The organism is Paenibacillus sp. UASWS1643, from assembly GCF_008693195.1.
GTDB classification, from domain to species: domain Bacteria; phylum Bacillota; class Bacilli; order Paenibacillales; family Paenibacillaceae; genus Paenibacillus; species Paenibacillus amylolyticus_B.
In genome coordinates, this window is record NZ_VXKZ01000114.1 from 259,685 (window position 1) to 278,337 (window position 18,653).

The following is an 18,653-nucleotide window of genomic DNA, read 5'->3' on the forward strand; positions in this document are numbered from 1 at the left end:
CCTTACGAGTTGTACGGTGAATCGAACTCAATAATGTTAAGGTCCGGATCAAGTACAAAAATCTGTGCGAATCCAGCCACACTGTCAGGTCTCGCTTCATACTCAATTCCCTGCTGCTCCAACCAAGCTATAGTCCCTGAATAACTGGTGACCCAGATTGCAAAGTGGCCGTCTGTTGTGTCAATCCCAGCCTCACGTAACGTGTGACCCTCCGGGTGCTGTAATAGATGAAGCTGCTGGCTACCGATGGCATACCATGTACCTGTGGAGCGGAAAGGCGGACGTTCAATCTCCTGCATTCCCAGTAACCCCGAATAGAATTTCTTCGCGATTTCCAGATCACGTACAGCCAGACTAACATGGTGGATGTGTGCATATTCAATCATCTTTTATCTCCCCTCTCTACTTCAATATGACTATACTATAACACTTTCAACCCTGACCATAATCTCCGCTAAACAGAAAAACACCCCTGATTCTAATCCGGTAAACCTTTCGGCTCACACAGATCTAGTTCAGAGGTGCCTGTTAACGGCATACAAGGAAGCGCGTTTAACGCTTTAAATCATCTTCAGCACATTTGGCAAAACCAATTTATTTAGCGCTATCCAATGCTTCTTGTGGAATCTTGATTTCTTCCACTTGATCGTGGTTAGAAAATGTACTGTTCATCTTCATGTCCATCGTCATTTTCTGTCCATTTTGTTCCATTTCCATGACCATGGTTACGTCTGTACTTGCAGGCAGGTAGGTTTCTTTGTTGATCATATATTTCATCTTCATGCTGGTGATATTCATCTGATCAAGCATGGCTTGCATCTGGGCATCCGATCCGTTCTGCTCCATCACGGCTTTGGCCAGTTCCTTCACATTATCACCGGATACGTCCGCGTTAATCACATAATTGTCGCCTTCTTCGGTTACTTCAGTATCTTCTTCAATCTTTTTGAATTGCTCCAATTCACCTTCGGGATTCATGCTTGCTTTCATCTGTTCGATCAGTTCCTTGGTTTGAGCTTCAGGAATCGCAACCCATTGATCCCCAACTTGAGAGTAGATTTTATCCGAAGTGATATACTGCTTCACGTTCTGAGCTTCCTGTCCCGACATTTCCATTTTCATCTCTTGATAGATCATCATTGGATCTTTGATAATATCCATCTTGAGTGATGTTTTGACCTGTTGATCTTGGGACTGTTCACCAGCATCCAGTTTCAGATTCTGATCAATGTTTGCTTCAGTTGTGAAGCTTTTCATTTCTTTGGTTGCTGCATTCGTTTTGGTAATCAATTCGTCCAAGGTAGGGATCTTTGTTGCCTGCTCTGCAGGTGTATTGCCCTCGTTGGATGTTTCGTTGTTAGTCGCTGGCGGCGTTGCCGTATTATCTGTATCGTTACCGCATGCTGCCAAGCTCACTGCTAATAATGCCCCGATAAATAATGTAGTCCACTTCTTCAAGTTGTTGTCCTCCCAAAATAGATATGATCTGTAGTCATTACCCAATTATTTCCGTTATTAATCACACTCACAAAAATCGATCTTTGATCTCCGGTGTAGGCAACATGCACGCTTCATCCTTGCCAAACCAGCGATAACGGTTGCGAGCAACCCAGTTATAGACTGCATTACGAATAAATTTCGGTACAATAATGAACACATATAACAATGGATAAGGAAACTTCAAACCTTTAGCCAATCGCAGTGCGGCGGTTGAACGTGTATAGTATTTTCCATTCTCAATCAGAACAAAGGTGTCCATACTGTCTGTCGACAAATTGCCCTTCGCCAGCAGTTCCTTGGCTACATCCGATTGGAGTGATGCAAAATGATATTTCCCTTCCGGGTCACGCTTAATAATCCATTTGGTTAAGCCCTGGCAGAAGTGACAGACGCCATCCACCAGTACGATGGGATGTCCCTGATGCACATCCGTTTGAGTTGCTGTCATATTCGCTGCCTCCTATTGTTGCGGTTAGAGTAACTTACCCAATCTGGGCCATATTTTTCACTAATTCTAAATTTATTTCTTCTAGAAGTAGTTCAAAAAGTCCGCTTTTGATTACGAAGGATGCCTGGTGGCATCATCAGCATCGAATATGGAATTCAGCCGAAATGTCCGTTGCTCACGTAGTTTTCCCTACGCTCCGCTACTCCATTTCTAGCTTCATCCCATCTTCTCGGTACTGAAAACCGGTCTTTTTGAACTCGTATTAATGGAAATAAAAAGAAAAAGAGCGCAGGCATTGTGCCCGCGCTCGTATCTGTCCGACAATTACTCCGTAACTGCCTTTTCCATCCATTGGTCATCGATCATCTGTTGATGCAGGTCACTTGCCCACTGGTCCATACATTTGCAAATGAAATCTTTGCGACATACTGGACAAGGCGTTTTCTGCAGACGGCTGATATTGGTCATCTTCCATTCCGGGGAACGGGAGTAGAATACACGGCATTTTGTACCGTCTACCAAATTCATTTTGAATTCGTACAATCCGTCTTCCTTGTTACCATAAGCTAATTCTAAATCTGCAATACGCGGTCTATAAGACATGGATATCACCTGTTTAATTCAAATTTGGTTCATGCAATGACACTACTCAGTACTAAGTTATATTAAAGAAATTTCAGTTCAATGTCAACTCGCGCATGTCTACCCGCCAAACAGAATATCCAGAATAGTCCCAACCTGCCCCTGTTTTTTCCCTTTCAAAACATCCGGATCAAATACTTCAACATACCCGCAGGAAGCACAAGCCACGAACAGGTAGTGGTTATGCTGGATATCGAACATCTTGCTCAGGCCTGCTCCTGACATGGAAACTTCCTTAATGTTACAATCCGTCCCCCTGCATTTCGTACACACAAATCGCCGCTCGATCATCTCTTCAATACTCATCTTCGTTCCCCCTTTATGGAATGTGTAGCATGAAGTGGGAGTGCAATTATGTAAAATAGTACGCGATCTGGCATCTAATCTCCTGCATCATGTCCATATATTATAATCAACACAAAACCCTGCCGATTGCCAGCAGGGCTTTGTAGTCGAACATCAGGTATCTGGGATACCCTGCTCCATATGTTCCCTTTACTTGCCGGGAGTCAAATCTTAGACTACGTTTAAAACAACATCAATGTTGCCACGTGTTGCTTTGGAATATGGACAGAAATCATGCGCCTTGCGGGCCAGTTCCTCTGCTTGACTGTGATCTACACCAGGCATGCTAACGTCCAGACGAACAGACAGCTGGAAACCGTCATCCGCAGGGTCTTTACCAATGGATACGTTACTTGTAACGACCACATCCTCCAATTTCACACCTGCTTTACGTGCTACATTGGCAAGGGCACTTTCATAACATGCTCCATATCCAGCGGCAAAAAGCTGCTCAGGGTTAGTACCTTCACCACCGGAGCCACCAAGCTCTTTTGGCATTTTCAGATCATGCTTAAGCACGCCATCCGAAGAAGTCACAGAACCTGTACGTCCACCTTTAACTGTCGCTACTGCTGTATATAAAGCTTCCATTAAGAATCTCTCCCTTATCCATATAGTTTTTACTGCCTTCCTTTCAATTTAAACTTCTGGCTCATTTTGAAACGCAATTTTGTATCTTTATCAGCTTTTACAACTTTATTATTTTCATGCATTTCAATGCCATGGCTGTATTTCCCCTAAGGTTGGGTAATATACGAAGGGGCATCTACAAGCTGGAACCGAAATTTTGTGCTGATACATAAAAGTTGCACTAGACAAAAATAATTGAAGGAGTACAATGTAACAATAAACATAAAAATTTAGATATATCATGAGCGGTTTGTTCCGCAACAATATTTCCAAATCAATAATTCAAAGTCAGGTGATTATCGTATGAGTAAAAAAAATCCGTTCAACGCTCCTTCAAGAGAATCATTGTCTACTGCGGGCATGGCCCCTTCCCTTGGAGAAGCACACAGTTCCATGAAAGTTCCGCAGAATGCTGCATGGTGGAAGAAATTCCTCGCCTTTGTAGGCCCAGGATACCTTGTTGCCGTAGGTTACATGGACCCCGGGAACTGGGCAACAGATATCGCAGGCGGCTCGCAGTTCGGGTATACCTTGTTATCCGTTATCCTGTTATCGAACCTGATGGCCGTTGTCCTTCAGTCGCTGGCTGGCAAGCTCGGCATCGTCACTGGACGGGATCTGGCTCAAGCCTGCCGCGAACGATTCAGCATGCCTGTTGTCATGATGTTATGGATTCTGTGTGAACTGGCCATTGCAGCTACCGATCTGGCTGAGGTCATAGGTTCTGCCATCGCGTTAAAGCTGTTATTTAACATCCCCATGTTGTACGGCGTTATCATCACTGCAGTTGATGTACTCCTGATTCTTGTACTGCAAAACAAAGGCTTCCGCGCTTTGGAAACTCTCGTCATTGTGCTGATGGCAACCATTGCCCTCTGCTTCGGTATTGACCTGTTTCTGGCGAAACCGGATATGGGCGGTGTTCTCCATGGTTTTGTACCAAATGTTGAGATTCTGCAAAACCCGGCTATGCTCTATATTGCCATTGGTATTATTGGAGCAACCGTGATGCCGCATAATCTGTATCTGCATTCTTCCATTGTGCAGACCCGTCAGATCGAACAGACTCCGCAGGGCAAAAAAGAAGCCATTCGGTACTCGACCATGGATTCTACAATCGCGTTGACACTGGCCCTGTTCATCAATGCGGCCATCCTGATTGTATCTGCTGCTGTATTCCACAGTGCTGGTATGACGCAGGTTGCCGAGATCGCAGATGCCTATCATCTGCTGACACCTCTATTGGGTACTACGGTTGCAAGTATTCTGTTCGGTGTGGCGCTATTAGCATCAGGTCAGAACTCTACCCTTACAGGTACACTCGCTGGGCAGATCGTTATGGAAGGTTTCCTGAACATTCGAATTCCGGCTTGGCTGCGCAGACTGGTCACACGTCTGATCGCCATCATCCCGGCGGTAATTGTGACAGCCATTGCAGGAGAACATGGCACAGAAGAACTGCTCATTTTGAGCCAGGTCGTGCTGTCTCTTCAATTGCCCTTTGCTGTAATTCCCCTGGTGATGTTCACAAGTGATAAAAAAAGCATGGGTGCATTCGCCAACAAAATGTGGCTCAAGATCACCTCATGGGTCATTGCCGCGATTATCGTTGTGCTGAATGTATATCTGATCATTCAAACGATCCGGTTATTCTAATCTCGTTCTAATCGACTAAATACTAAAAAGGCTGATCAACTCAGGTATGCAATACCCAAGTTGATCAGCCTTTATTGTTGCAATACAGCAACATGTTTCCTTTTATAGTAAAACTCAAACTCCAATAAACAACCATCTATATCTAATCCTGATTTGGTATCAGTAATGGCAGGAGTTGATCCAATGAATCCACAGTCCAATCCGCACGTTTGTCATCCGATAGTTCTGGCTGGAATCTTCCGTAACCCTGCATAATTCGAATCGTACGCATGCCCAGCTTCCGAGCAGGTATAATATCGTTATCGATCCGATCGCCGATCATGACGGCTTCCCCCGGTTCACAACCGGCCTGCTTCAAGGCCACAGCGTATAACTCAGGGTCTGGCTTGGACACTCCTTCTTCAGCCGAACATGCCAGAACATCCACATATTTTCGCAACCCGTAGCTCTCCAGTCTCTCTTCCGTTCCAGGACTCTGATTGGCAATAATGCCAATGCGATAATACCGTGACAACTGCTGAAGAACGGAATCCGCTGAAGGAAAAGGACGTTCAAGATCTTTTTGAAACTTCAACTTGTCCTGAATCAGTTTCTGGTGTCCCTCGTCTTCAACAAATGTGCGAATCGCCACTCTCATAGGCCATTGCTCATATTTCTGGTAACAGTTCGCGAACAGTTCGCGTACCGCCTCAATCTTCACCGGATACCCCAATGCACAGGCTTCGCGGACGAACTGTCCGATAATATCATCAACCGGCTCCCATTCATCCACCAGCGTATCTCCAACATCAAAAAACAACCATTTCAATCCACCTACATCCGGCACGCCAATTCCTCCTTGTAAGCCACAGGTGATTCCTGATCCTAATCTAAAAGTTCGCGTTCACCTTTAAACCCATAAAAAAGAAGACTCACCATCCTGCATGAGTCTCCTCAAACTTCCGTTTATCGATACATTCAATTATAACAGGCACCTTACACCTGAGCAATCACAAGCTATGGCATTAACCATTGAGGAGAAAGCCAACTTCCCCATTGAGCGAATATACAATCCGGTCTGCGCCCATACCCCGATAAATGCCCTTAGGATGACTCTGCTCCGTAATCACGCACAGGGATTTCGAAGTCCATGAACGACAGATCTGTAAATAACGACAGGTCAGATTCAGGCTATTCTCGAAAATAAACACGTTACCTACGCTGCCCTGCGGCAAAAACCATTTTTGAGCTGCAGCTGTATTCATGCGAATGACATGTTCTACTCCGATTCTACGGAGTCTGCGCTCTTCCCCTGCACTGTTGGTTAGAACGGCAAACGGCATTTTTTTGTACATCAGCAATTTGATAAATTTGCGTCCTGCTTCATTTGGAGCAGTCACTAAGATCATCTCAGTATCCATCATTCGTTCCTCCCTTGGCGTGAAAAGACAACAAAAAAGAAGCGTGGGGGACCAAGGCCTCCCGAACGCTTCTTAAATAACCCATGGCGAAAACACCATGAACCAGCGTACGGCTTGTTGCCTCTCCCTTTAACGCTTACGAGGTTAGCTGACGGATTCGGGCGCGAGAGTCGCCCTATTTCCGGCTGTCACCGGAAAATTCACCCCATGAATGCCTACTGTCCTGGACAGCGCATTCTGTTGGTTCCCCCGTTTTCCACTCATCAATGAATGGAAACTCAGCGATTAAAACATCGTTCGTATATCTTAAGGATAAGATCGAGCGATATTATCGTTTGTTTCGTTTTTCAGGTACAATTTAGTTTAAATTGAAATTACGTTATGAATCATACACCCGCGCCATGACGGTGTAAAGTCCTCACAGATCACCGAATCGACAGATTTTCGGCAATACTCACATATAATAGCGCTTACAACAAGGTCATACTCTACCCATCTCTTTAAATCTATCTAATTCTCACTCTGACGAAAATCACTTCGCAATTCATTCACGAATTCTGCACAACTTGCCTGTTTTGATGCTTTTAAACCATATTAGTTTTGCAATATTTAATTGTAACCAATATAATAGAAGATATAAGAGTAAATAAATGGAGGCGATTTAGATGACTGTCTACGATTACAAAGTGAATACCCTTCGCGGTCAAGAAGTTGAAATGTCCGACTACCGTGACAAAGTGCTCCTGATTGTGAATACGGCAAGCTCATGCGGACTTACCCCTCAATTCAAAGGTCTGCAAGAACTGCAAGACAAGTTTCAAGATGCTCCATTTGAAGTTCTTGGGTTCCCAAGCAACCAGTTTGCACAGGAAAAAGGATCTTCCGACGATATTGCCGAGTTCTGTCAGATGAATTATGGTGTAAGCTTCCCTATGTTTGAGAAAATTGATGTGAACGGCTCAAGCGCTCACCCTCTCTTCCAGCACCTTAGCACAGAAGCTCCTGGCCTGCTCGGCTCCAAAGCAATTAAATGGAATTTCACCAAATTCCTCGTGGATCAGAACGGAGAGGTAATTAAACGTTATGCTCCCAAAACAACACCGGACAAGATTGAAGAAGATATCAGAAACTTGCTGCAAAAATAATACATTGGCCACCCACAGCCGGAAGGTAGAGCAGTCTTGCCCCGGTAATGGATGGCCTTTTTTATCAACTTTGATATCAAACTATTCAAAAAGACAAAAAAAGAAGCTTTCCATTAATGGAAAGCTTCTTCTTAATCGTTCATATGATGCGGTCGAGAGGACTCGAACCTCCACGGGCATACGCCCACTACCCCCTCAAGATAGCGTGTCTGCCATTCCACCACGACCGCATGTCGTAAATAATCGGCAACAGAATTGATTATACCGGGTTCAGAACTAAAAGTAAAGTATTTTTTAAACCTTCTTTTTCAGCTAGGCATTTTCATCAAAAATCGCATAATCTCGTCATCTTTACCCATGAACTGCATATTATTAGTTTTGATCCCCTCTTTTTCGGTAATAGCCGATCTTGTTGATTCATTTATATATAGTCCTTCCTTATATATGGTCCTCACTGCACTTCGCCACATAAATAACACATTGTGTTATATAAAATAACAAAAATATTAAATTCCAGATTTAATCCATTAAATTTCACTGATACTATTGACAAAAAGCGGACATTTATGGGATGATAACTATCATATAATTCGGATTTTTAAACATAAAGCAAACAAAAAGGAATATAAATGTCACTTTAAGTGACATTTAACGAACATAGGAGGCGAATGATTGTGAACCGTGGGAATAAGCTGCTCGATTATGTCAAACTGCTTGATTCCTCTATTCAGGTTGGAGGGTTCACCCATTCCTTCGGCATGGATATCCATATCAGGGAGGGTACCATTCGTAATGCTGAAGATCTCGAATCATTCATGCGTTGTCAGTTGCATCCCAGCATCGTTCGTCTTGAAGGTATGGCCATCAAAGGCATCTATACCGCAGCAGATCACAAGGATACATGGCGGATAGCTCTAATCGACAAGCTCGTCCATGTTCAGCGAACCCCTGGAGATCTCAGAGAACAAGCTGCCACCATGGGTAAACGATTGATCAGACTCGCACGCGCTCTGCACCCCTGGATTGAATTCAGCCAGCTCGAACAGATCTTTGCCAAATACGATTCGGTTGGCTGCCTCTCCACTGTTCACGCCTGGATTAACCACCACCTCGACATCCCGGTCGAGGAGGCGGTCCTTGGTTATCTGCATTCAGCCATGAATGCCTGCATAACCGAAGCCTCCAAAGTCATTCCCCTGAACAACGAAACAACCAAGGATCTGATGGTCCGCCTGGCCACAGATCTGGAGAATGAATGGAAGACCGTCAGCGCCTCGGCTGCGGATGGACTGGCACAGCCAACCTCGATGTCCATGAAATCGTTTTTCCCCAGTTTCCATATGCTTGGAGCTGGACTTCATGCCTACAGGGCCTAATCCTCTTCCGCCTCATAGCTGCTCCCCTTCATTCAGACAAACTAAAAAAAACACGCGGCAACCTCCTTGCCGACGTGTTTTTTGTCATTTTATTTGTTTTATTTACGTATTTACGCCATTTATCATCACAAAATACACTTTTTTCCGTCTTTTTTAATTGTTAGATGACGAATTTACGTATATAATGAAACATACAGCTCGCATTTCTATATATTCTACATGAAGAAAGGGCGGCTGAATACTACATTCTAACCAGGGGTGAACCCTTTTGAACAAGAAAAAACCAGTTACTCCGTTCGGATGGGCCATCAAACGACGGCTAACCGAACTTCAAGTGGACCAGAAGACCTTTTGTGAACAGCATGGCATCCCACCCTATCGTTTATCCAATCTCATTCACGGCACACGCAAAGCAACCCGATTCAGACACCTGGTCGCTGATATTTTGGATATTCCAGATGAATTGAGATAAGATTTCTGCCAAAGGAGGGTCCCATCCATGAGACATGTTACATCCGATCTGGAGAGGCTGTCGTTCCAGTCCATACGTCACCAACTCATCATCGTTGATCACAATTGGATTATCCAAAGTTGTAACCGTGCCTGGCAACAGGGACTTGGTCAATGCTCACCAAACCCGGATATACACAGTAGTCATAGACATTACCTGCATCTGACGGAAGCCTGGGCAAAACGAGGCAAGAACGCTAACATGGCACTTGTCGCACAGAATTTGAAAGAACGCGGAATACCCTTTAATCGAAACCATACATATGACATCTGCGTGTATACTGTATACAACGAAAAGAGGTGGTTTCGTGTAGAACTCACCCCTCTATCTTATGCAAATTCAATTCTGGATACCGATCTCGCTTTGATTGCACACATGGATATTACCGAACAGAGAAAGACAGAACATCAATTGAAGAAGGCATTGTCTGAAGTGCGCACATTGCGCGGACTGCTGCCTATTTGCGCCGTCTGCAAACAAATCAAGGACGAAGAGGAACACTGGAACTCCGTTGAGAGTTATCTGGAGAAGCATACCCACGCCGAATTCACCCATGACATCTGTCCGGAATGCATCCGGCGGTTATATCCCAAATACTCGAATATCCTGGACAAGCGTTCCTGAAACCTTTCTCCACTCGCCGACTAACTACAACTATACGGAGAGATGATGTTCAAACTGCGACATATCCAGTTCTTGCGGTGTCCCATGCAGGGTTATGGTTCCTTTGTCCATGATATAGATGTAATCTGCGGCACTTCGTACAAAATCGATACTCTGCTCTACCAGCAGAACCGAGAGGTTCCCCTTTGCCTTGAGCTGCAAAATAACCTGCCGAATGTCCTCCACGATAGAAGGCTGGATGCCTTCTGTCGGCTCATCAAGTAGCAACAACCCCGGACGCGAAGCCAATGCCCGGGCGAATGCCAACTGTTGCTGTTGTCCACCACTCAGATCCCCGCCCTGCCGTCCATACATCGTAGCAAGCACTGGAAACATCGCCAGTACATCCTCCGGGAACGTTTTTACTCCCGGCGCACTTGTCTCCAGACCGAGCAATAAGTTTTCTTTCACCGTAAGCTGCGGGAAAATTTCCCGCCCCTGCGGTACATAACCGATCCCTGCCCTTGCCCGCTTGGCTGTGTCCAAAGTGGATAACTCCTGATTTTGCCACTGAATACTGCCCTTGCTTGTTTTGAGCAACCCCATTAATGTTTTCATCAAGGTTGTTTTCCCTACACCGTTACGGCCCATCAGACACACCACCTGTCCAGGCTGTACATCCAGGTTAACACCACGAAGCACATTGCTTTCCCCGTAGCCGGATTCAATTCGTTGCAGCGACAGCATGGTCATCCCTCCTTTTGCCCAGATACACTTCGGCCACTTTCGGGTCTGCCTGTACCTCCGCCATCGTACCTTCCTTCAGCAGTTTCCCTTCATGCATCACCGTTACCTTGGCTGCGAACTCTCGCACAAACTCCATATCATGTTCCACCACCACAACCGAGCGTTCACGCGCAATCTCTTGCAGAAGTCGCCCAGTCTTGTGTGTTTCTTCATCCGTCATGCCTGCGGCTGGTTCGTCCAGCAACAACACACGCGGCTCCTGCAGAAGCAGCATGCCGATTTCCAGCCACTGCTTCTCCCCATGTGATAACGCCCCTGCACGAGCACCAATGCGGTCTTGCAGACCAATCTGGAGGGTAACACGCTCCATGGCAGCACTCATTTTCCCATATCGACGAATACCGATGGCTTGTAAAGGGGAACGGCGAGTCTCCGCCGCCAGCGTCAGATTCTCCTGTACCGTCAGACCCGCAAAGATCGATGGCGCCTGGAATTTGCGTCCCACACCTTTGCGAACAATCTGGTGCTCCTTCAGTCGTGTTAATTCCGTGCCATCCGCCATCTTCACCGAGCCGGACATGGGTTTTGTTTTGCCGCATATCACATCCAGCATCGTTGTTTTCCCAGCACCATTGGGTCCGATCAGAAAATGCAGGTCATGTTCATGCAGCTTCAGATTCATGCTTTTGACAGCAACGAACCCACCAAAGGCCACCGTAATATCCTCGGCTACCAACACCGCTGATTCCTCAGTAGACTTTAGGTTTTTCCCGAGTGACTTGGACATGCGCACTCTCTCCTCTCCGCTTCAGCAAGCGAACGACATGACGATATACACCTACAATACCGTTTGGCATGAACAAAACTACTGTTACAAAGAGCCCACCAATGACAAACAGCCACCCTTCGGGATAAGCCTCACTTATGCCTGTTTTGGCTGCATTCAGCACCACCGCTCCGATGACCGCTCCAATAAGCGTACCGCGACCCCCCAGCGCAACCCACAGGACCATCTCAATGGAGGGCACAATCCCCATCATGGATGGTGAGATAATACCCACCTGAAGAACAAACAACATGCCCGCGATGCCTGCAAGCGCACCGGAAAAAGCAAAAGCCAGCGTTTTATATCCTGCCGGATCGTATCCGAGGAATCGCACCCGATTCTCTCCATCCCGCGCAGCTTCGAGCACTTGGCCGAACCGACTATTCACCATTCGACGACAGAGCACATACGCGATCACCAGAACAGCAAGCGTTATATAGTAGAGAACAATTGTTGTTCCAGCGGAATGAAGTGTAAAACCAAAGATCGAATTATATCCGGTAATGCCATTTGTTCCACCCGTCCATTCCTGTTTACCAACAAAGAGTGTTACCGTAATAAGAACCAAGGCTTGAGTCAGGATGGTAAAATAAACACCGGTGATCCGGTTACGGAACGTAAACCATCCCAGCGCAAAGGCAAGTAATGCCGGAAGGGCTATCCCCAATAACAGCGCCACCGGGAAAGAGCGAAACGGTTCCCAGAACCATGGCAGACCACTGAGACCACTCCATCCCATGAAGTCAGGAAGCGTTGCTCCACTGGCCTGAAGCTTCAGATACATCGCCATCGCGTACCCACCCAGACCAAAGAACACCCCATGCCCAAGACTCAGCACGCCCCCATAACCCCAGATCAGATCGAGACCGATGGCCAGGATTGCCAACGCCAAAAACTTGGCTAACAGACTCAGACGAAACTCCGTGGACATCAGTGGAGCAAGACACATCATGATCAGTACAACCGCCCAAATGATCCTCATTTTCAGACTACCAGTCTTGAGTAAAGCGGACATGAACTAACCCCCTTTTTCACGTTAATCGAGACTTCGTGTGCGCATCGCGACCAAGCCACGTGGTTTCCATTGCAGGAAAGCAACGATACATACAAACACAAGCACCTTGCCAATGGAGGCCGAGGTATAAGTTTCGAACAGCGTGTTGAACATACCAATTCCCAGTGCACCACACACGGTTCCGACCAATTTCCCCACACCACCCAGGACAACGACCATGAAAGCATCCACAATATAATACGTACCAAGTGAAGGACCAATCGGACCAATGAGCGTTAATGCACAGCCAGCAATTCCGGCAATGCCCGAACCAATCGCAAAGGTCATGCCATCCACCCGCCGGGTCGAAATCCCAAGACACCCCGCCATGCTCCGATTTTGCATTACAGCCCTCATTCGTCTTCCGGAAGATGTTCGATAGATATAGAGATACATACACAGCAGCACAACCGCAACCAGTGCGATAATGAAAATTCGTTTATACGGAAATACAATACCATCCGAGATCGCCAATCCCCCATTGAGCCAAGCCGGACTGGATACTCCCACATTGGGTGCTCCGAATATTGTACGGGCCAGTTGTTGCAGCATCATGCCTACACCCCATGTCGCAAGCAGACTATCAAGCGGCCTGCCATACAGATGCCGGATCAACACTACTTCAAGCAACCAGCCAATCAGAGCCGCTACAATGAACGCAATTGGCAGAGCCACAACAAAATAGGCACCAAACCACGCTGCTGGAGCATAGGACATGAACAAATTTTGTGTTACATACGTTGCATATGCACCGATCATGATCAGTTCACCGTGAGCCATATTGATGACATTCATCAGCCCAAACGTTACTGCAAGCCCCAATGCAATTAACAACAGAATTGAACTGATACTCAGACCGTTGAACATCTGCAGGATAAACATATCCATCGCTATCCCCTCCTCCATACCGTGACTCTCGATATTTCACATGACTTCAATTAGCGGCAGCAACATTTTTTTACATCACATTAACGCTTTACCTCAACGCGGTGAGAGGATGTGTTGTCACACCCTCGTTTATGTTTCGGCTGCTTTGAAGCGAGTTGCCTGTTTTATTGCGAGGTTTCTATGTTATTTAGCGCTGAGGGAAGCTCCCCATTCATACGTTTTCAGATAAGGGTCCGGCTTGACAGGCTCACCAGAATTCCACAATTCCTTGAACTGCCCATCTTCCTGCACCTCACCGATCCGTACGGTTTTATAGATATGCTGATTCTCTCCATCCACGGTTACCTTACCTTCCGGGGCATCAAACTCCAGACCCTTGGCAGCTGCCTTCACCTTCTCCACGTCAGTTGATCCTGCTTTTTCCACCGCCGCCTTCCAGAGATAAACTGCCACATATCCCGCTTCAATCGGATCAGCTGTCACTCGATCAGCACCGTATTTTTCTTTATACTTGGCAACAAATGTTGCATTCTCAGGTGTATCGGTTGTCTGATAATAATTCCACGAAGCCAGATGTCCCTTCAATACGTCTGCGCCAATACCACGGATTTCTTCCTCCGCCACACTTACCGAGAGGGTCGTCATCTGATCCGAGGAGATTCCGGCATCCTTCAATTGTTTGAAGAAGGCCACATTACTGTCTCCGTTCAGCGTATTGTATACAATATCCGGTTTCGCAGCTTTGATTTTGCTAATGATGGTACTGTAATCGGTATGGCCCAGCGGTGTGTATTCTTCACCCACTACTTCGCCGCCTTCTGCTGCGAGTTGTGCCTTAATGACCTGATTGGCCGTTTTTGGAAATACATAATCTGAACCGAGCAGATAAAACGTCTTGCCCCTGTTCTCCAGTAACCAGGTTACGGATGGAACGATCTGCTGATTGGTTGTTGCTCCTGTATAAAAAATATTTGGCGACGATTCCAATCCCTCATATTGCACCGGGTAAAACAATAGACCTTTATTCTGTTCAAACACCGGGAGCATAGCCTTCCGACTTGCAGAGGTCCATCCACCAAATACAGCAGCGACCTTATCCTGTTGCAGTAACTTTCCAGCCTTCTCCGCAAAAGTAGGCCAATCCGAAGCGCCATCCTCAACTACAGGCTCGATCTGTTTACCCAAAACTCCGCCCGCGGCGTTAATCTCTTCAATGGCAAGCATCTCCGCATCTTTAACAGATACTTCACTGATCGCCATCGTTCCGCTGAGAGAGTGAAGAATGCCAACTTTAATCGTATCACCGGATGCAGCCGACTCTCCTGTGCCACCTGAACCCGAGGCTTCAGGCGGCGCAGCGCCCTCCACACATCCTGTCATCACAATGACCGCACCGAGCAAAATACTCCATAACTTGACCGACCTCTTCTTCAATAGCCTACACTCCCTTTTTTTAGTCTATTGACGAACATTAAGGTCATTTGCGTCCGAAATGTTCGTTGATCCAAATTATGGAGGGTTACACTCTTCATGTCAATATAGCTTACATAATTTTATTTCATGCCTACTCGTTTCATGCATACTGCTAATATGCTTTGAAGCTTATTGACAAAGGATTCACCCTGTGTGAGTATATTTAACATATACCATGATCCATGAACATATCAGACATTATAAGCGAAAGGTCGGATTGCCTTGCACTGGACTGAGCAGGAAAAGGAAAAACTCCTGATTACCGTGGCTGCTAACCTCGCCCGTGAACGAAGAGCACGCGGACTCAAGTTGAATGTTCCCGAAGCCATCGCCTTGTTGACCTCCGAACTGATGGAACGAGCACGGGATGGAATGAGTGTTGCCGAATTAATGAGATACGGAGGCACCATCCTGACACGCGAAGACTGTATGGCTGGTGTTCCCGATATGATTCCTGAAGTACAGGTAGAAGCCACATTTCCTGACGGTACAAAACTGGTTACCGTACATGAACCTATACGCTGAGAAAGGCAGGAGAAACCATGATTCCTGGTGAATACCGTTTGAAGCCAGATGACGACATCATCTGTCATCCGGATCGTTCAACCCTACGCCTGATTGTCCTTAACCGCGGCGACCGCCCCGTTCAGGTCGGCTCTCACGTTCACTTCTATGAAGTTAATGCAGCACTGGACTTTGATCGCACGGCAGCTTTTGGACATCGCCTGCATATTCCGGCAGGCACCGCAGTCCGCTTCGAACCTGGTGAAGAGAAACCTGTTGAACTCACGACCTTTGGTGGCAAACGCCAGATTCACGGGTTCAACGGATTAACCGAAGGCTCTGCGGATCAAACTCCTGATCCACTGAAACTGGAGGCATTCCTGAAGACGTTCTCCCCTCCCATACAAGATGGGGGTGAATCTTCATGAAACGAATGAGCCGTGAACAGTACGCGTCCATGTTTGGACCGACAACCGGCGATGCCGTAAGACTTGCAGATACCGAACTATGGGCAGAGATTGAGCATGATTATGCCGTATACGGAGATGAGAGCAAGTTCGGGGGCGGCAAGGTTATCCGCGACGGGATGGGCCAGTCTACTACTGCTCTGCGAAGTGACGGCACTCCTGATACCGTTATCACCAACGCTATCATTATCGATCATTGGGGCATTGTAAAAGCGGATATCGGCATTCGGGATGGTCACATCTGCGCCATTGGCAAATCCGGTAACCCGGATACAATGGACGGTGTTCATCCCGCACTGGTCATCGGTGCTTCCACCGAAATCATCGCTGGTGAAGGCATGATTGTAACCGCTGGCGGCATTGATACCCATATTCATTTCATCTGCCCACAGCAGATTCAGACTGCATTATCCTCCGGGGTCACGACCATGATTGGTGGCGGAACAGGACCAGCAACAGGAACCAAAGCCACCACCTGCACACCAGGAGCCTGGCACATCCACCGGATGTTAGAATCGGCAGAGGCTTTTCCCATGAACATCGGTTACCTCGGCAAAGGCAACAGTTCCAGCACCGCACCTTTAATCGAACAGATTGAAGCGGGTGTCATCGGTCTGAAGCTGCATGAGGATTGGGGCACTACCCCTAGTGCTATCGATGCCTGCCTGACTGCCGCCGGGGAACATGATGTTCAAGTGGCTATCCATACCGATACCCTGAACGAAACCGGATTTCTCGAAAACACCCTGGCTGCGATCAACGGCCGGACGATCCACACGTACCATACGGAAGGCGCTGGTGGCGGACACGCACCGGATATAATCCGGGCCGCTGGGGAGTCCTACGTTATCCCCTCATCAACCAACCCAACACGACCGTACACACGCAACACTGTAGAAGAACATCTCGATATGTTGATGGTGTGTCATCACCTGGACCCTTCCATCCCGGAAGATGTCGCTTTTGCCGATTCGCGGATTCGTCCCGAAACCATCGCAGCCGAAGACATTTTGCATGATCTTGGCGTGTTCAGCATCATCAGTTCCGATTCACAGGCCATGGGCCGAGTGGGCGAAATCATTATCCGTACCTGGCAGACAGCCGACAAAATGAAAAAACAGCGCGGCAAACTTGCACTCAACCCGGATTCTCCCTCCGATAACGATCGGATCAAGCGATATGTCGCCAAGTACACCATCAATCCAGCTATCGCACACGGAATCGGTCATCTCGTCGGTTCGGTGGAAGTTGGAAAGCTGGCAGATCTAATCATCTGGAAACCAGCTTATTTCGGAGTTAAACCCGAGATTGTCATCAAGGGTGGCATGATTACATTTGCCCAGATGGGTGATCCCAATGCGTCCATCCCGACACCTCAGCCGGTATTTGGCAGACCCATGTTCGGAGCTTATGGTAGCGCCATTGCCACCGGATCGATCACCTTTGTCTCCCAAGCCGCAGCAGATGCGGGGATCAAAGAGTCATTGGGCCTGAAAAAGCGGGTTGAACCCGTTAAAGGCTGCCGCTCGGTTAGCAAAAAAGACATGATTCACAACGACGTCACCCCTGTCATTGAAGTCGATCCCGAGACCTATGAGGTACGCGCCGACGGCGAGCTTCTCACCTGTGAACCCGCAGACGAGTTGCCTATGGCACAGCGGTACTTTATGTTTTGATAGGAATACGGATTAGCTGATAAGGGGGCACTCATGATGAACAGTGGCACAAAGCTACTCCGTTATGTTCAGCTGCTGGATTCAGCCCTGCCCATCGGTGGTTTCTCCCATTCCTTCGGTCTGGAAGCTTACACGCATGATGGCACCGTGCAAAATACCGCGCAGCTTGAACAGTTTATTCGCAGCCAGCTTCATTCCAGTCTTGTACGACTAGATGGTCTTGCCATCAAAGGCGTCTATCAGGCGATAAAACAGCAAGATGCCGCTCTACTTGCCCTGTATGATAAACGTGTCCACGCCCAGCGCTCCCCTCGGGAACTCAGGGAAAGCGGCCACAAAATGGGAAAGCGACTGCTCAAGCTGGCCCGCTCACTCTATCCATGGATGGACTTTTCCCTGATTGATGAGGCCATCCGGGAATACGGCGCGTATTGCGGCATCACGACCATTCACGGTTATATCAACTATCAATTGGAGATTGAATTGGATGAAGCCGTTACCGGGCATCTGTATACCTCGGTGAACGCTTATGTGAACAGCGCACTTCGCCTGCTGCCCATCGGACAAACCGAAGCGCAGATGTTGATTCAGAAACTGCTTGATGATATCGAAGCGGAATGGGCTCTCATGCGGGACAATGACCCGGAAGATATGCACAGCTTCGGAATCGCCCAGGAAATCTACGCCATGCGGCATGAGACCTTACCCGCGCGGCTGTTTATGTCTTAACATCAACTTTTATATAACCAAGGAGGAATTGTT

General features: G+C 47.2%; 22 protein-coding genes, 1 tRNA gene and 1 riboswitch. Of the genes, 9 read left to right on the plus strand and 14 right to left on the minus strand.

Translation table 11 applies throughout. From position 1 onward, the window contains the following. Positions 1-2: 2 nt before the first annotated feature. The 6 genes from FE296_RS23490 to FE296_RS23515 form a co-directional block, all read right to left on the minus strand. On the minus strand, positions 3-386 hold the full coding sequence (locus FE296_RS23490) for a VOC family protein (RefSeq protein ID WP_150366538.1): 384 nt from the start codon (positions 384-386) through the stop codon (positions 3-5). A 208-nt stretch (positions 387-594) separates the two neighbouring features. After that, a complete protein-coding gene (locus tag FE296_RS23495; protein WP_150366539.1) occupies positions 595-1,458 on the minus strand; it encodes a DUF6612 family protein in 864 nt (287 codons plus the stop codon). Positions 1,459-1,525: 67 nt separating this feature from the next. Further along, on the minus strand, positions 1,526-1,948 hold the full coding sequence (locus FE296_RS23500) for a thiol-disulfide oxidoreductase DCC family protein (protein ID WP_124116962.1): 423 nt from the start codon (positions 1,946-1,948) through the stop codon (positions 1,526-1,528). A gap of 324 nt (positions 1,949-2,272) precedes the next feature. Further along, positions 2,273-2,551, minus strand: coding sequence for a hypothetical protein (locus tag FE296_RS23505; RefSeq protein ID WP_017690003.1), 279 nt, complete (start codon positions 2,549-2,551; stop codon positions 2,273-2,275). A gap of 99 nt (positions 2,552-2,650) precedes the next feature. Beyond that, positions 2,651-2,896, minus strand: a complete 246-nt coding sequence (locus FE296_RS23510) for a zinc ribbon domain-containing protein (RefSeq protein ID WP_036610816.1) — start codon at positions 2,894-2,896, stop codon at positions 2,651-2,653. Between the two features lie 210 nt (positions 2,897-3,106). Further along, positions 3,107-3,526: an organic hydroperoxide resistance protein gene (locus FE296_RS23515; RefSeq protein ID WP_036610819.1), complete on the minus strand. Its 420-nt coding sequence runs from the start codon at positions 3,524-3,526 to the stop codon at positions 3,107-3,109. 399 nt (positions 3,527-3,925) lie between these two features. Between FE296_RS23515 and FE296_RS23520 the strand changes: the two genes are divergently transcribed. Beyond that, entirely contained in the window at positions 3,926-5,221 is a 1,296-nt protein-coding gene (locus FE296_RS23520) for an Nramp family divalent metal transporter (protein ID WP_124117371.1), read from the plus strand. Positions 5,222-5,363: 142 nt separating this feature from the next. On the opposite strand, the gene FE296_RS23525 is transcribed toward FE296_RS23520, so the two are convergent. Then, a complete protein-coding gene (locus FE296_RS23525; protein ID WP_190945487.1) occupies positions 5,364-6,047 on the minus strand; it encodes an HAD family hydrolase in 684 nt (227 codons plus the stop codon). Between the two features lie 178 nt (positions 6,048-6,225). Then, positions 6,226-6,621 carry an HAD family hydrolase gene (locus FE296_RS23530; protein ID WP_017690008.1) on the minus strand — a complete coding sequence of 132 codons (396 nt, stop codon included), beginning with the start codon at positions 6,619-6,621 and terminating at the stop codon, positions 6,226-6,228. Between the two features lie 118 nt (positions 6,622-6,739). Next, positions 6,740-6,915: riboswitch (cyclic di-AMP (ydaO/yuaA leader) on the minus strand. 371 nt (positions 6,916-7,286) lie between these two features. Here FE296_RS23530 and FE296_RS23535 point away from each other — a divergent pair. Further along, positions 7,287-7,766, plus strand: coding sequence for a glutathione peroxidase (locus FE296_RS23535; protein ID WP_124116964.1), 480 nt, complete (start codon positions 7,287-7,289; stop codon positions 7,764-7,766). A gap of 147 nt (positions 7,767-7,913) precedes the next feature. Here the strand turns inward: FE296_RS23535 and FE296_RS23540 are convergent. Then, positions 7,914-7,996 (minus strand) — tRNA-Leu (locus FE296_RS23540). Positions 7,997-8,440: 444 nt separating this feature from the next. Between FE296_RS23540 and FE296_RS23545 the strand changes: the two genes are divergently transcribed. The 3 genes from FE296_RS23545 (at position 8,441) to FE296_RS23555 (ending at position 10,277) form a co-directional block, all read left to right on the plus strand. Further along, positions 8,441-9,142 carry an urease accessory protein UreF gene (locus tag FE296_RS23545; protein ID WP_190945489.1) on the plus strand — a complete coding sequence of 234 codons (702 nt, stop codon included), beginning with the start codon at positions 8,441-8,443 and terminating at the stop codon, positions 9,140-9,142. A gap of 268 nt (positions 9,143-9,410) precedes the next feature. After that, complete coding sequence (locus tag FE296_RS23550; protein WP_017690011.1) at positions 9,411-9,614, plus strand: hypothetical protein; 204 nt, start codon at positions 9,411-9,413, stop codon at positions 9,612-9,614. Positions 9,615-9,641: 27 nt separating this feature from the next. After that, entirely contained in the window at positions 9,642-10,277 is a 636-nt protein-coding gene (locus FE296_RS23555) for a nitrogen regulation protein NR(II) (protein ID WP_101314093.1), read from the plus strand. Between the two features lie 30 nt (positions 10,278-10,307). On the opposite strand, the gene urtE is transcribed toward FE296_RS23555, so the two are convergent. From urtE to urtA, 5 genes are all read right to left on the minus strand, one after another. After that, positions 10,308-11,003, minus strand: coding sequence for an urea ABC transporter ATP-binding subunit UrtE (gene urtE, locus FE296_RS23560; RefSeq protein ID WP_150366542.1), 696 nt, complete (start codon positions 11,001-11,003; stop codon positions 10,308-10,310). Then, on the minus strand, positions 10,981-11,790 hold the full coding sequence (gene urtD / locus FE296_RS23565; protein ID WP_150366543.1) for an urea ABC transporter ATP-binding protein UrtD: 810 nt from the start codon (positions 11,788-11,790) through the stop codon (positions 10,981-10,983). Before urtD ends, urtE begins: the two co-directional genes overlap by 23 nt. After that, positions 11,753-12,844, minus strand: a complete 1,092-nt coding sequence (gene urtC, locus FE296_RS23570; protein ID WP_091015303.1) for an urea ABC transporter permease subunit UrtC — start codon at positions 12,842-12,844, stop codon at positions 11,753-11,755. The genes urtD and urtC overlap by 38 nt, the downstream gene beginning before the upstream one ends. Positions 12,845-12,865: 21 nt before the next feature. Beyond that, the gene (gene urtB / locus FE296_RS23575; protein WP_036610830.1) at positions 12,866-13,771 is read right to left on the minus strand and encodes an urea ABC transporter permease subunit UrtB; all 906 of its coding nucleotides are present in this window, start codon (positions 13,769-13,771) and stop codon (positions 12,866-12,868) included. A 183-nt stretch (positions 13,772-13,954) separates the two neighbouring features. After that, on the minus strand, positions 13,955-15,205 hold the full coding sequence (gene urtA, locus FE296_RS23580) for an urea ABC transporter substrate-binding protein (protein ID WP_124116969.1): 1,251 nt from the start codon (positions 15,203-15,205) through the stop codon (positions 13,955-13,957). A gap of 261 nt (positions 15,206-15,466) precedes the next feature. On the opposite strand from urtA, the gene FE296_RS23585 reads away from it, so the two are divergent. Genes FE296_RS23585 through FE296_RS23600 form a run of 4 tightly spaced genes read left to right on the plus strand, consistent with a single transcriptional unit; the run spans position 15,467 to position 18,620 of the window. Next, positions 15,467-15,769, plus strand: coding sequence for an urease subunit gamma (locus tag FE296_RS23585; protein ID WP_124116970.1), 303 nt, complete (start codon positions 15,467-15,469; stop codon positions 15,767-15,769). 17 nt (positions 15,770-15,786) lie between these two features. Then, the gene (locus tag FE296_RS23590; protein WP_124116971.1) at positions 15,787-16,176 is read left to right on the plus strand and encodes an urease subunit beta; all 390 of its coding nucleotides are present in this window, start codon (positions 15,787-15,789) and stop codon (positions 16,174-16,176) included. Further along, positions 16,173-17,891: an urease subunit alpha gene (ureC, locus tag FE296_RS23595; RefSeq protein WP_150366544.1), complete on the plus strand. Its 1,719-nt coding sequence runs from the start codon at positions 16,173-16,175 to the stop codon at positions 17,889-17,891. The genes FE296_RS23590 and ureC overlap by 4 nt, the downstream gene beginning before the upstream one ends. A 36-nt stretch (positions 17,892-17,927) precedes the next feature. Continuing rightward, entirely contained in the window at positions 17,928-18,620 is a 693-nt protein-coding gene (locus FE296_RS23600; protein ID WP_076319109.1) for an urease accessory protein UreF, read from the plus strand. The last annotated feature ends 33 nt before the right edge of the window (positions 18,621-18,653 follow it).